At 40.5% G+C, this 13,924-nt stretch carries 12 protein-coding genes, 2 tRNA genes, 2 rRNA genes and 1 pseudogene; 7 read left to right on the top strand and 10 right to left on the bottom strand.

All coding sequences use genetic code 11. The annotated features are described in order from the left end of the window. The first annotated feature begins 5 nt into the window (after positions 1-5). Genes Q9Q86_RS16090 through mnmC form a run of 3 tightly spaced genes read left to right on the top strand, consistent with a single transcriptional unit; the run spans position 6 to position 2,732 of the window. Entirely contained in the window at positions 6-308 is a 303-nt protein-coding gene (locus tag Q9Q86_RS16090) for a YciI family protein (RefSeq protein WP_004906511.1), read from the top strand. A 3-nt stretch (positions 309-311) separates the two neighbouring features. Beyond that, positions 312-809: a hypothetical protein gene (locus Q9Q86_RS16085; protein WP_112987600.1), complete on the top strand. Its 498-nt coding sequence runs from the start codon at positions 312-314 to the stop codon at positions 807-809. Between the two features lie 12 nt (positions 810-821). Then, entirely contained in the window at positions 822-2,732 is a 1,911-nt protein-coding gene (gene mnmC, locus Q9Q86_RS16080) for an FAD-dependent 5-carboxymethylaminomethyl-2-thiouridine(34) oxidoreductase MnmC (RefSeq protein ID WP_112987601.1), read from the top strand. 81 nt (positions 2,733-2,813) lie between these two features. Here the strand turns inward: mnmC and Q9Q86_RS16075 are convergent, their stop codons facing one another. Then, positions 2,814-3,128 carry a rhodanese-like domain-containing protein gene (locus Q9Q86_RS16075; protein ID WP_004960948.1) on the bottom strand — a complete coding sequence of 105 codons (315 nt, stop codon included), beginning with the start codon at positions 3,126-3,128 and terminating at the stop codon, positions 2,814-2,816. A gap of 90 nt (positions 3,129-3,218) precedes the next feature. Between Q9Q86_RS16075 and Q9Q86_RS16070 the strand changes: the two genes are divergently transcribed. From Q9Q86_RS16070 to Q9Q86_RS16060, 3 genes and pseudogenes are all read left to right on the top strand, one after another. Further along, positions 3,219-3,707 carry a YajQ family cyclic di-GMP-binding protein gene (locus tag Q9Q86_RS16070; RefSeq protein ID WP_004637859.1) on the top strand — a complete coding sequence of 163 codons (489 nt, stop codon included), beginning with the start codon at positions 3,219-3,221 and terminating at the stop codon, positions 3,705-3,707. 14 nt (positions 3,708-3,721) lie between these two features. Beyond that, positions 3,722-4,216 carry a DUF4442 domain-containing protein gene (locus tag Q9Q86_RS16065; protein ID WP_004960952.1) on the top strand — a complete coding sequence of 165 codons (495 nt, stop codon included), beginning with the start codon at positions 3,722-3,724 and terminating at the stop codon, positions 4,214-4,216. Positions 4,217-4,292: 76 nt separating this feature from the next. Then, positions 4,293-4,786, top strand: a pseudogene (locus Q9Q86_RS16060) (ester cyclase). A gap of 38 nt (positions 4,787-4,824) precedes the next feature. On the opposite strand, the gene Q9Q86_RS16055 reads toward Q9Q86_RS16060, so the two are convergent. The 4 genes from Q9Q86_RS16055 to Q9Q86_RS16040 are packed head-to-tail and all read right to left on the bottom strand — an operon-like array spanning position 4,825 to position 7,122. Then, positions 4,825-5,313 (bottom strand): GAF domain-containing protein, encoded by a 489-nt coding sequence (locus Q9Q86_RS16055; protein WP_112987602.1) that lies wholly within the window; start codon positions 5,311-5,313, stop codon positions 4,825-4,827. Between the two features lie 48 nt (positions 5,314-5,361). Then, on the bottom strand, positions 5,362-5,784 hold the full coding sequence (locus Q9Q86_RS16050; RefSeq protein ID WP_112987603.1) for an acyl-CoA thioesterase: 423 nt from the start codon (positions 5,782-5,784) through the stop codon (positions 5,362-5,364). A gap of 18 nt (positions 5,785-5,802) precedes the next feature. Further along, the gene (trxC, locus tag Q9Q86_RS16045) at positions 5,803-6,225 is read right to left on the bottom strand and encodes a thioredoxin TrxC (protein WP_112987604.1); all 423 of its coding nucleotides are present in this window, start codon (positions 6,223-6,225) and stop codon (positions 5,803-5,805) included. Continuing rightward, entirely contained in the window at positions 6,226-7,122 is an 897-nt protein-coding gene (locus Q9Q86_RS16040; protein ID WP_112987605.1) for an alpha/beta hydrolase, read from the bottom strand. Between the two features lie 122 nt (positions 7,123-7,244). Between Q9Q86_RS16040 and Q9Q86_RS16035 the strand changes: the two genes are divergently transcribed. Further along, positions 7,245-7,580, top strand: a complete 336-nt coding sequence (locus Q9Q86_RS16035; protein ID WP_004955517.1) for a TIGR01244 family sulfur transferase — start codon at positions 7,245-7,247, stop codon at positions 7,578-7,580. A gap of 63 nt (positions 7,581-7,643) precedes the next feature. On the opposite strand, the gene Q9Q86_RS16030 is transcribed toward Q9Q86_RS16035, so the two are convergent. The 5 genes from Q9Q86_RS16030 to Q9Q86_RS16010 form a co-directional block, all read right to left on the bottom strand. Beyond that, on the bottom strand, positions 7,644-9,623 hold the full coding sequence (locus Q9Q86_RS16030; protein ID WP_112987606.1) for a hypothetical protein: 1,980 nt from the start codon (positions 9,621-9,623) through the stop codon (positions 7,644-7,646). A gap of 498 nt (positions 9,624-10,121) precedes the next feature. Then, a 5S ribosomal RNA gene (gene rrf / locus Q9Q86_RS16025) occupies positions 10,122-10,236 on the bottom strand. 175 nt (positions 10,237-10,411) lie between these two features. Further along, positions 10,412-13,302: ribosomal RNA gene (locus tag Q9Q86_RS16020) — 23S ribosomal RNA — on the bottom strand. A 384-nt stretch (positions 13,303-13,686) separates the two neighbouring features. Next, positions 13,687-13,762 (bottom strand) — tRNA-Ala (locus Q9Q86_RS16015). A 70-nt stretch (positions 13,763-13,832) separates the two neighbouring features. Next, a tRNA-Ile gene (locus Q9Q86_RS16010) sits at positions 13,833-13,909 on the bottom strand. Positions 13,910-13,924: the final 15 nt, after the last annotated feature.

The raw sequence follows: 13,924 nt of genomic DNA, 5'->3' as shown, positions 1-13,924 counted from the left end.
CAGCTATGCCCTATTTTGTGCTGACTTGTACTGATCGTGAAGGTACTCTAGAAAAACGTTTAGCAACTCGACCTCAACATTTAGAACGCTTACAAAAATTAGATGATGAAGGTCGTCTGATCGCAGCGGGCGCTCATCCTAAAGACCCAAACAATCCTCAAGCAGGATTCTTAGGTAGCACGATTATTGTCGAATTTGATAGTCGTGAAGCTCTCGATGCATGGATCCAAGATGAACCGTTCTTAAAAGAAGGGATATATGCTGATATCGAAGTGAAATTGTTCAACAAAGCTTTTCCAAAAGGGTAAATCATGCAAGTTTCAGTGAGAAGCTTTTTCGCTTTATGTTTACTCAGTTCAACGACTTGGGCTGTTGAATCAACAACGCCATCAGCACCAACAGCGGCTGCGCCTACAACACCCGTTACTACACCTGCAACTGTACAATCTAAACCTGCAACAGCAACAACAGGTGGCTCCACAAACAATACAACAACGGCTTCAGCACCAAAGCCGTTGACTGCGGAACAAATTGCAAAAGCCAAACAACAACAAGATGCAAAAGTCAAAGCCATGATTCAAGATCAAGCAACACGCTTGAAACAACTTGAACATGCAAATCTGCAAGCTCTATCTCAAAACCAAGAATTGCAATTAAAAAATGATAACTTGACTGTACAAGTCCAAGTTCTACAAAGTGAACGCAGTGCTCAGATGTTTTTATATGGTGCAATGACGATTGCTGTCGGGGTAATTTTAGGTTTCTTTATCGCAAGTTATGTCTACACCAAACGTCGTCGTCAGTGGTAAATATCAATCTTCATGTTACAAACATTAAAACTTCAAACAGCTGAATTAGATTGGGAACTCGTTGATGGTATCGAAGTTCCCATATCTAAACAATTTGGCGATGTCTACTTTTCTAAAGATAACGGTTTACTCGAAACACGTCATGTGTTTTTAAATGGAAATGATCTTAGTACACGGTTATCAGAACTCAGTGACTATCAGTATTTCTGTGTAGGTGAAACGGGTTTTGGTACAGGACTCAATATTCTTACCCTTTGGCAACTTTGGCAAAGTGTTCGCCCTGATAATCACAGTCATTTACATGTCATCAGTGTTGAAAAATTCCCTCTCAGTAAAGCTGATCTCATACGTGCGCTTAGTGTTTGGGATGAACTTAAACCTCTTGCAGATAAACTAGTACAACAATACCCATTACCGATTGCAGGTTGTCATCGCCTGAGTTTTCCCGAAGAGCGATTTAGCATCGATCTATGGCTCGGTGATGCGCAGGACATTTTCCCAAGTATCCCAAAAACACAATCAGTCAATGCTTGGTTTCTCGATGGGTTTGCGCCTTCATGTAACCCTGATATGTGGCAAGAAAATGTATTAAATCATATTGTGCGCTTATCCGAGTACGGAACGACCTTTGCATCCTTCAGCGTTGCAGGTGTTCTTAAACGCGGACTAAAACAACACGGGATCCAAATCAGCCGACCTAGAGGCTTTGGTCACAAACGAGAAATGTTAAAAGCCATTTGGCTAGACTGCCCAGATCAGGAAAATCCAGAGGCTGAGCTACTCCAAGAGCTTCCAGCAGCATTACCTGAAACAACGCAACTAAAGCAACGGCAAATCGCCATTATCGGCGCTGGAATAGCAGGTTTGACCACCGCATGGGTATTTGCTCAACGTGGACATCAAGTGATGATTTACGAGCAAAATGAACCACTTTCAGGTGCTTCTGGTAATCCTCTTGCGTTACTCAATCCTAAGCTGTGTCCAATTGATCAAGCCCATGAACATTTAATGACTCTAAGCTGGCAGCATGCTTTAAACTTTTATTCACGATTTAAAGCATTCCGTTCAATCCGAGTAGAACAGATCGCAATAAAAAATGCCGATGAGCTACTTGGACTAGAACAACAATATCCTGAATCAGTTTTCGGGACAGCTCATTCTTCTCCCAATCAAACACTCGAAACCCACTATCCAAGTTTGATATTGCAGCAAGCTGGCGCAGTTTCTCCTCATGTGTTGCGTGATGAGATTTTAAAACATTCAAATATCAGCATAAAAAAAGCCAAAGTTTCTCGTCTTAGACCAAAAGCAACGCAAACAGAAATTTGGCAAGATCAGGACTTAATTTCGGTAGCAGATCACGTCATCGTATGTTGTGCAAAACAAAGTGCTGCCTTATTTGAAAACTATCCTGTATTGAAGCCTATTCGAGGGCAGGTCAGTTGGGTAAATAACGCCATACAGCCTTTGGCCTTGGATAAAGCTTATAGCTATGGTGGTTATTGTATGCAGTTAGATGACTCTCAATTGATTTTAGGTGCATCCTTCTACCCTAACCGTGACGATAGTGATGTTCTTGCTGAAGACCATGTGCATAATTACGAACTTATCCACAGTGTCTTCCCACAATATGCTGAACAACTTCCATCTATCGACATATGGCATGGTCGTGCTTCTATTCGGGCGCAGAGTTTAGACTATTTTCCTTTAGTTGGGAAAATGGAATCAAACAGTGAAATTTATACTTTTGCAGGTTTAGGTTCTAAAGGATTTTTATTTGCACCATTATGCAGTGAGATTTTAGCTGCATTAGTATTGGGTGAGCTTTGTCCAGCTCCACAATCTTTACTAAGTAAATTGAATCCATTACGTTTCCAAAAAAAAGTAAAAGTAAAGAAACCGTATTATTCTAAGCAAATGTAGTTTTTATCTTTCAAATAGAAACTTTGATTTATTTTTATGAGTTTGCCAAAACACAAATGTATTTTGGCAAACTTTTTTCATTTACACACCTTCTACAAGAGGTAAGCCAGCATCACGTGCTGCACGAGTACCTCCCATCAAAATGACGTATTCACGTGAACTGTCTAGACCTTCTAAAAGCTCAGCTGCTCGCGGTGCTTTACTGCCACCACCACATAAAATGTAAATCGGCTGATCCGCTGCAACTTGAGTCAAACTATCCGCAGTTAATTCAGCAATAGGACGATTTACTGCCCCTTTGACATGAGCCTCTGAATACGCTTTGGTATCTCGGACATCCCAGATGATCGCGTCCTCTGGGAACTCAAATGTTGTAATTTCTTGTTTACGGATCATTGCGCACTCCTTTGATGTAAACAACACTTGGCAAATGAAGAAAACACCCTTAGCATCTCAAATATTCTTTCCCTTTGTAAAGGTCTAACCATGCCTTCTTTTGATATTGTTTCTGAATTAGAGTTATTTGAAGTCAATCATGCGGTACAAAACACGCAAAAAGAGATTGGTACACGTTTTGACTTTCGCGGACAAGACGTTTCGATCGAGTTAAATGAGAAAAATAAAGAGATTAAAATCTCGACTGAAAGTGATTTCCAATGTGAACAAGTCTATACCATGCTTGAAAATCATTTCTATAAACGTAAGGTTGATGTACAAGCGCTTGATCCACAAAAAGCCACTGCATCAGGTAAACATGTAGTACAAGTGATCAAACTCAAAGATGGACTTGACTCAGATACTGCAAAAAAAATTAATAAAGCCATTAAAGAAAGTGGTATCAAAGCGCAATCTTCTATCCAAGGAGACAAAATCCGCGTCACTGATAAAAAACGTGATACGTTGCAACAAGTCATGAATTTTTTACGTGAACAACAATTTGGTCTGCCACTGCAATTTAATAATTTCAAAGACTAAGCAATAGGCTCGCTATGGCAAAAGATAACCGTCTTTATACGTTAGTTAAAACCACTTCTAAATTCCCTAAAGGTATCCGTAGTACCTTATGGAGCAAAGCATTTGGTCATGTTGTTCCGATGGTAGGAACAGCGAACATACGCTATCTAGAAGTAGATAAAGATCATGTGACTGTTCGCATTGAAAACCAACGTAATATGCAAAATCATATTAAGGGTGTACACGCCGCAGCTATGGCTTTATTAGCTGAGACAGCAACTGGATTTTTAACAGGTTTACATGTACCTGATGATCGCATTTTATTGATCAAATCTTTACATGTAGATTATTTAAAAGTCGCACAAGGCGGTTTAACTGCAACTGCAACATTATCTGCTGATCAACAAAAGTTCATTGCAAATAATGAAAAAGGCGAGCTACTGATTCCTGTTACGGTCATTGATGATTCAGCAAATGAACCGATCCAATGCCAAATGCTTTGGGCTTGGTTACCCAAACGTAAAAAATAATAACTGATCTAAACTTCTTTTAGATAGTTACTCAGCCCAAGATACAAATACCGTTTTGTTTCTTGGGCTTTATATTATGAAAAAAATTTACTTTATTCCCATCATATTTTTGACGACTATCATTACTGCTTGTTCTTCTATTCCATCGAATACGACTCATCTTAACAGCTCGAACCAAACTCTCTCCGATGAGCTATCAGAACAAAATAAGAAAATTGTCGTGGACTTTTATGAAGGTGTTTTTTGAAACACCAAATTAAAGCATATGCTGATCGCTATATTGGCGACCAATATATTCAACATAATCCGAATGTTCCCGATGGCAAAGCACCTTTTGTAAACTTCTTTACGGAGAAATTTAGCAATAATCCAGCAGCAAAAAATGTAATTAAGAAAGCGATTGCTGAAAAAAACCTAGTTGTTCTACATGTTCATTCAACTGAAAATGATACAGATCGGGCACGAGCGATTATTGATATTTTCCGTGTTGAAAATGGGAAAATTGTCGAGCATTGGGATGTGATTCAAAACATCCCAGAGCAAAGTAAAAACAGTAATACCATGTTCTAGCTATAAAGGTATAGCCCAAATCTATTTGGGCTATACCTTTATGAATGAGAAATTGATGTTTCAATAATAGAAATAATTTGCTGCAGATATTTAGCATCGACTTGATCAAACTGATTGAGTTCATCACTATCAATATCTAGTACACCAACACATTCCTTATTTTGCATAATCGGCAATACGATTTCTGATTTAGACGCTGAGCTACATGCAATATGTCCTGGAAACAACTCAACATCAGGAACGATAATAACTTGTTGTTGTTGCCATGCTGTACCACATACACCACGACCTTTCGCTATACGAGTACAGGCAATTGGTCCCTGAAATGGACCTAACACCAATTCATTTTTCTTAACCAAATAAAAACCAACCCATAACCAACCAAATTGCTGATTCAGTGCAGCACAAATATTTGCAAGATTAGCAATCAGGTCAGGCTCACCCTCAACAATTGCTTTAATCTGAGGGATAATACTTTGATATTGTTCGGCTTTATCGCCTTGTTGCAAAATGAGCTCTTCAGCCATGCTTGAATCCTAACGAGATAACTCCCTAATCGTATCAAGCAAATACGCTTAAACCGATAGCGTTGCTGTAAATTTCTGTCTAACTTCTTCTGAAATTTGACGTTTATTACCCTTTACATCGACCGCAACAAAGGTAAACACCCCTTCAGTAATTCGCACTGGTTCACGCGAATCATCATGACTGTTCCATACTTCAATTTGTACTTGAACCGAAGTATTACCAACTTTCAAGATTTTTGTATAGCAACTAATCACATTTCCGACTTTCACAGGGACTAAAAAAGCCATCTGATTAATTGCAATCGTTGCACAACGACCTTTACTGAAGCGCTCGACGTGAATTGCACCAGCCAAATCCATTTGAGATACAATCCATCCACCAAAAACATCACCACTCCAGTTAGTATCAGCAGGCATTGCAATTGTTTGCAAAGAAAGCGTGCCTTCAGGATGGTCCAAACGCTCAGTCATATCAAATATCTCTTGATGTTACTTCAAATATTGTTCTAGCCATTGCTGAAGTTCAGGTGCACGTAATGCTCCGCTCACTCGAGCAATTTCAGTTGTTTTGTTCATCAGCACTAGAGTTGGAATACTACGTACGTTAAATGCTGCACTCAATCTTGGATTTGCTTCTGTATCAATCTTTGCAAAAATCACATATGGATTTTGGGTTGCAACTTGAGCAAAATGTGGAGCCATCATTTTGCATGGGCCACACCATTCTGCCCACAAATCAATCAATACAGGTAAATCAGTATTAGAAATAAAATTACTGAAATTTTGTTCATTCAATTCAATAGGTTGTTGTGGTAATAATGGCTGATGGCATTTACCACAACTTGGTTGCGTACTTAATTTCTCTTCTGGTACACGATTTTTTGCACCACATGAACTACAGACTATAATCATTTACATCACTCCAATATGTTGATGCAAAAATTCTAATTGGGTTGTGACTGCTTTTTCAAACCATGAACCATGATAAATATCAAAATGTTTAATATCCCACTCATGATACGTGACAAATGGCGCAATATTGGTCGCTGCTTCACGACTAGACTGAATTGGAATTAAAGTGTCATTTTTAGCAGCAATGAATAATACAGGAATATTAATTTTTCGTACAAATTGGATTGGGCGATAACGCATCAAATTAAAAAATACACGTGCTGGAACTTCACCACTCCAATAATAATCAGGATTCACTATTGAATGATATCCAAAGTAGCTATCAGATGTAGGTAAAAAACAAAGCTTGTATTGATCAACAACAGGTAGTGTTTTAGGTGCAAGCCCCATTTTTGAGCCCATATAATCCTGACTTGATCGCTTTAATGCTTCAGGATAGCGTTGCAAAGGATAAAGTTTCGCTGTTTCAGCACCATCAACATACGGAACTTGAACCATGATTGCCTGAATGTTTTTTAGGTCTGTAGCCAAACTTAAAGCATAACCGCCGCTTAATGAGGTTCCCCACAAGATAATACGTCTACTATCAATATATTTACAATTTGATGCATACTGAACTATGGTTTTCCAATCATTTAATTGAGCACTTAAAGAGATCAACTCTCGAGGTTTCCCAGTACTCCCGCCCCAATAACGATAATCAAATAAAATAACAGCATAACCCGCTTGTGCAAAACGCTGCGCATACTGAATTAATTTAAACTGACGTAATCCAGCAAAACCATGCGCCATAATAATAACGGCTGGTTTTATGTTGGATTTCGGTAGATAAAAATCAGCAGCAATCGTTTCATCACCACTAGGAACATACAACGGCTCAACTGTATAGGTGTGCATGCGCGCTCCATTGCGTTATCTTTTGCTTATCATCATGTATTTACTATAGACATTTAAACTCAAGATCAAGCTTAATGCTATGATAGAGCATAAAATGTTTTGTTTATTTTTGGAGTGACAAGATGTCAGAAAATGTTGGTTTTGCAGGTCAAATTGGTCCTGAACATGTTGAACAAGTCGTTGAAAAAGGCTTCAAATCAATCATCAATAACCGTCCTGATATGGAAGGTGGACCAGAACAACCAACTAGCGCTCAAATAGAAGAAGCTGCACGTTCAGCAGGTCTTGATTATGTATATCAACCCGTTGTATCAGGTCAAATGACTGAGTTAGATGTTCGTACTTTTGCTAATCATTTTAATGAATTACCAAAACCAGTTTTAATGTTCTGCCGCACAGGTAATCGTTCAAATAATTTATACCAATTAGCTAAACAAATGGATTTATTGGATGATTAAAATTTTTACCTATAATAAAAAAACAGTGCTATAGCACTGTTTTTTTTACGGGTAATTTAATCGCTATTTATAACTTACATAAATAGTTGAAACTTTTTTATCTGGTGCAGCTACAGATACTTTGAATACATCCCCCTCAGCACAGTCTTTCAGACGATAACCATAATAAGCCTGTGTACTATTTTTAAATGTTGTTGGTGTCATAAGATCATAACGATCTGCAACAGGAGAACTACCACTAGCCAAAGAAGCTGAACAAGATAAATTATTATCTTTAGTATTATCTTCAACCGTTACACTAACTGTTGAACCTGTAGGCATAGGAACACTTTGCAAGCTGTTTCCATACATATTAAAAGATAACAAACCACCAGTTGCACTAACATTGGTAAACGTTGGTGTATTCTCGGCAAAAGCAAATAATAATTGTTGGCGAACAATTGCATCTAAACTGTTATCACAGGTTTTTGCAATATTAGGTTGCCCAATGCTAGAAACTGCACAATCTAAAATGCCAGCACTGCGTTTATAGAGGAACTCACCAACATTAGAATTATAGGTGTTATCTTCGTTGTCATCACGGAAGAAATCACCGATATTACTTTCTAATTTGTCCACACCAATCGTATAGACATTATCTCCATTGAGATCTGTATAACTCTTATCACCTTCTACATATGCCAATACAGTAACACGATTATCAAGTGGACGAGGGTTTTGTGTCGTTAGCGTTACTGAACACATTCCTTTCACTGTTGAACAATTTGGTTCAACATTACCACCTTCTGAAACAAAGCTAATCACTGTACCATCTGGAACAGCATTTCGTGTACGGTCCACCATACGAGCTATAATTGTAGCAGTATCTCCATCAATCTGATTCTGTAATGAATTCTTAGAAACCGATAAACTTAAACCTGCTTGAGTGACACGACCCGTTGAAACAGCGACATTTTTAGATAAAGCAGATACATTCGCATTCGATACTAATGTTGCTTTAATTTCTACAGGACCTGGAATATTACCAGGATATAAAGTCACAATAACTTTACCTGATGGATCACTCTTAACTGTTTTCGCAGCACGATTACCCAAAGCAAAGAAACTTAAATCATTTGGGGCACGTAATAATTCAATTTGAACATCTTTATTTGCAGCAGGCGTGCCATTGGCATACAATGTAAATTCAATTTGACCCGATGCCGCTGAACCACTACTGTTTATTCCTAGATTCACTGCATCAGATGTATAAACTAAAGAATCTGCCTTAATTTCAGCAATATTCACCGTTACTTTTGATTCAGGAATATTTGACCCTGATGCTGTTATCGTTTGTGTACCTTCACACAACTTACCATCAGAACCTATTGATTTATAAGAAGTTGCGACATCTCCTTGATTCGAAGAAATAACCATTGCAGGCTCAAACGTACCACATGTAGCACTAAAATTAACTGTCACGTTATTTTGATTTACTTTGGTATTTGCATCTTGCGTTTTTAAAGTAATATTGGTTGATGCGCCTGATTCTAATGATGTCACAGCTGGTGCCATTCCCACGAGAACAATATTTGCTGCTTGTAATGTAAAGCTACTAGGCTGTGTCGAAGCAGATTTACCATTATAGTTAACAGTAGCAGAAATTTGATATGCACCAGTCGCATTCAAATCTTCTGGTTTAACCGATATAGTCGCCTCACCATCTGCATTCGTGAGAACAGCGCCATTTGTTGTCCCCCAGACAACACCTTCTCCACTAAATGTAACGATTGCCCCACTAATTCCTTTACCTGAAGCATCCGTTACTTTTACTTTAGCTGTTACACCTGCGGCTGTAATAGAATTAGTAAGTGTATTATTTGTATCGGATAAAGTAATATTTGTAATATTAACTGCCGTTACAGGAGTTTGACCATTTTCTCCCGATCCTGAAGTATTTCCACTATCATTTGAACCATAATAACCACCTCCACCACCACAACTTGCCAATAGAACCGAAATTGTAATCGCAGACAGTTTTAACGTTAGTTGCTTTTTATTCATTAACATTCTATTTCCCCTATGTTCATTTTGAATGTAATTTTCTTCATTATTAAAAATATGGCTAATAAAACCATATTCTAGTTTTGGTGTAAATAAAATTTAATTTTGAACCAAGCTTTAGATGAACTAGGTCACATTTTAATTAAGGAAATTTTAGCAAAAAATAATAATTGTCACTTTTATTTAATTTCTGACCAAATTTTGAAAATTCATTTTTTAATCGGAGAATTTGTAAATCTAACTAACCATTGTCGTAGAGCTTCTCCAGCGATTGCTTTTAAGCTATCTGTCATCAGTGACATGCCTAAACTAAAAGGAATAAGCCAATACCACCTAGCGATTGGACAGTCACATTCGATGCTGAATTCCTTTTTATAATTATAAATTTAACTCGATTATAAATTGAAGTAGAGATAAAACAATTGAGATTAGTTTTAAGTTTTCTTATTTCAATAAAAAACACCCCTAACCGTTAGGTTAGGGGTGTTTAGATTTAAAAGCTGGCGATGACTTACTCTCACATGGCAAACGCCACACTACCATCAGCGCGAAGAGGTTTCACTTCTGAGTTCGGGAAGGGATCAGGTGGTTCACTCTTGCTATTGTCGCCAGCAAACTGTTGTGGTGTTTTCGGGTCTTATTCACATTAATTAATAATGTTTGCCTTACTTACGATCCAAAGAGTTATTAACGGATTAGATTATTGGGTTTGTATTGTAACTAGTTTGCACACTAAATCAAGTTATGTATTGAATTTATCTTGAATACAACAACTGTTTGGGTGTTGTATAGTCAAGCCTCACGAGCAATTAGTATTGGTCAGCTTCACACGTCACCGTGCTTCCACACCCAACCTATCAACGTCCTAGTCTCGAACGGCTCTTTAGAGGAATAAATTCCTAGGGAAATCTTATCTTGAGGTAGGCTTCCCGCTTAGATGCTTTCAGCGGTTATCCCTTCCGAACATAGCTACCCGGCGATGCCACTGGCGTGACAACCGGTACACCAGAGGTTCGTCCACTCTGGTCCTCTCGTACTAGGAGCAGATCCTCTCAAATTTCCAGCGCCCACGGTAGATAGGGACCGAACTGTCTCACGACGTTCTAAACCCAGCTCGCGTACCTCTTTAAATGGCGAACAGCCATACCCTTGGGACCTGCTTCAGCCCCAGGATGAGATGAGCCGACATCGAGGTGCCAAACACCGCCGTCGATATGAACTCTTGGGCGGTATCAGCCTGTTATCCCCAGAGTACCTTTTATCCGTTGAGCGATGGCCCTTCCATACAGAACCACCGGATCACTAAGACCTACTTTCGTACCTGCTCGACTTGTGGGTCTCGCAGTTAAGCGCGCTTTTGCCTTTATACTCTACGCGTGATTTCCGACCACGCTGAGCGCACCTTCGTACTCCTCCGTTACTCTTTAGGAGGAGACCGCCCCAGTCAAACTACCCACCAGACATGGTCCTCGTCCCGGATTACGGGACAGAGTTAGAACCTCAACATTACCAGGGTGGTATTTCAAGGACGGCTCCATTGGAACTAGCGTTCCAACTTCAAAGCCTCCCACCTATCCTACACAAGTAAGGTCAAAGTTCAATGTCAAGCTGCAGTAAAGGTTCACGGGGTCTTTCCGTCTAGCCGCGGGTACACTGCATCTTCACAGCGATTTCGATTTCACTGAGCCTCTGCTGGAGACAGCGCCGCCATCATTATGCCATTCGTGCAGGTCGGAACTTACCCGACAAGGAATTTCGCTACCTTAGGACCGTTATAGTTACGGCCGCCGTTTACTGGGGCTTCGATCAAGAGCTTCGCTTACGCTAACCCCATCAATTAACCTTCCAGCACCGGGCAGGCATCACACCCTATACGTCCACTTTCGTGTTTGCAGAGTGCTATGTTTTTAATAAACAGTTGCAGCGGCCTGGTTTCTGCGGCTGCCAACCGCTCAGGGAGCAAGTCCCATCACCGTCAGCAGCGTACCTTCTCCCGAAGTTACGGTACCATTTTGCCTAGTTCCTTCAGCAGAGTTCTCTCAAGCGCTTTGGTCTACTCGACCTGACCACCTGTGTCGGTTTCGGGTACGATTCCTGTGTAACTGAAGCTTAGAGACTTTTCCTGGAAGCATGGTATCAGCCACTTCACTGTACAAGTACAGCTTGCTATCGACTCTCAGCATAGAGCACCCCGGATTTGCCTAAGATGCATGCCTACCGTCTTCCACCTGGACAACCAACGCCAGGCTGACTTAACCTTCTCCGTCCTCTCATCGCATTACACAGAAGTATTGGAATATTAACCAATTTCCCATCGACTACGCCTCTCGGCCTCGCCTTAGGGGTCGACTCACCCAGCCCCGATTAACGTTGGACTGGAACCCTTGGTCTTTCAGCGAACGGGTTTTTCACCCGTTTTGTCGTTACTCACGTCAGCATTCGCACTTCTGATACCTCCAGCATACTTCTCAATACACCTTCATCGGCTTACAGAACGCTCCCCTACCACTTGACTAATGTCAAATCCGCAGCTTCGGCACATAGTTTTAGCCCCGTTACATCTTCCGCGCAGGCCGACTCGACTAGTGAGCTATTACGCTTTCTTTAAAGGGTGGCTGCTTCTAAGCCAACCTCCTAGCTGTCTATGCCTTCCCACATCGTTTCCCACTTAACTATGATTTTGGGGCCTTAGCTGGCGGTCTGGATTGTTTTCCTCTTGACTACGGACGTTAGCACCCGCAGTCTGTCTCCCGGATAGTACTCATTGGTATTCGGAGTTTGCATCGGTTTGGTAAGTCGGGATGACCCCCTAGCCGAAACAGTGCTCTACCCCCAATGGTATTCGTCCGAGGCGCTACCTAAATAGCTTTCGGGGAGAACCAGCTATCACCAGGCTTGATTAGCCTTTCACCCCTATCCACAAGTCATCCCCTGGCTTTTCAACGACAGTGGGTTCGGTCCTCCAGTTAGTGTTACCCAACCTTCAACCTGCTCATGGATAGATCGCCTGGTTTCGGGTCTATACCCAGCAACTAAACGCCCTATTAAGACTCGATTTCTCTACGGCTCCCCTATTCGGTTAACCTCGCTACTGAATATAAGTCGCTGACCCATTATACAAAAGGTACGCAGTCACCGAACAAGTCGGCTCCCACTGCTTGTATGCATGCGGTTTCAGGATCTATTTCACTCCCCTCACAGGGGTTCTTTTCGCCTTTCCCTCACGGTACTGGTTCACTATCGGTCAGTCAGGAGTATTTAGCCTTGGAGGATGGTCCCCCCATATTCAGACAAGGTTTCACGTGCCTCGCCCTACTCGTCATCATTATGTGTGCCCTTTCGTGTACGGGAATATCACCCTCTACGTTCGCACTTCCCAGAGCGTTCCACTAAAACACACATAACTTAATGGGCTGCTCCCCGTTCGCTCGCCGCTACTAAGGGAATCTCAATTGATTTCTTTTCCTAAGGGTACTGAGATGTTTCACTTCCCCTCGTTCGCTTCATAAACCTATGTATTCAGTTTATGATACCCGCCTTATAGCGGGTGGGTTCCCCCATTCAGAAATCTCCGGATCAAAGGATATTTGCCGCCTCCCCGGAGCTTTTCGCAGGCTATCACGTCTTTCATCGCCTCTGACTGCCAAGGCATCCACCACATGCACTTAATTACTTGACTATACAACCCCAAACAGTCGTTAACACATACAAGTGAGTGTTATCGTTGCAAACTTAATTGCTACTGGTTTGTTGTCTGTGAATTTAATCACCATACAGCTTCAATCTAAATTCATATACCAAAACGCTTGATTCAGTGTTTTTGCTAGTTCTCAGATTAAATATTAATTTAACAATTACTTGTTATCTTCCTATTTAATCGAGTTTGAACAATTTATTTCAGACTCAATTTTCTAATCTGTTAATGATTAACTACCACCTCGTCGGTGCGTAGTAAATTGTGATAAATCACAGAGATTAATAAACCAAGATCAATTACTTAATCTTTTTATTCATTAAACTCTATAATCTATTTAGCTCAGAATTAAACATTTCATTTAATTCATGGTGGAGACTAGGAGAGTCGAACTCCTGACCTCCTGCGTGCAAAGCAGGCGCTCTACCAACTAAGCTAAGTCCCCAGCTTTAATCATAATGAACGACATATCTTTTTATCTAGCAGCTTGTGATTATTCATCACTTCGTCAGTAGTGGTGGGTCTGACAAGACTTGAACTTGTGACCCCACGCTTATCAAGCGTGTGCTCTAACCAACTGAGCTACAGACCCTCAGATACATCTTCG

The sequence above is a fragment of the Acinetobacter sp. A22 genome (assembly GCF_030913345.1).
GTDB lineage: Bacteria > Pseudomonadota > Gammaproteobacteria > Pseudomonadales > Moraxellaceae > Acinetobacter > Acinetobacter junii.
Note: the sequence above shows the minus strand (reverse complement) of the source record. Positions and strands in the feature narration are given on the sequence as shown.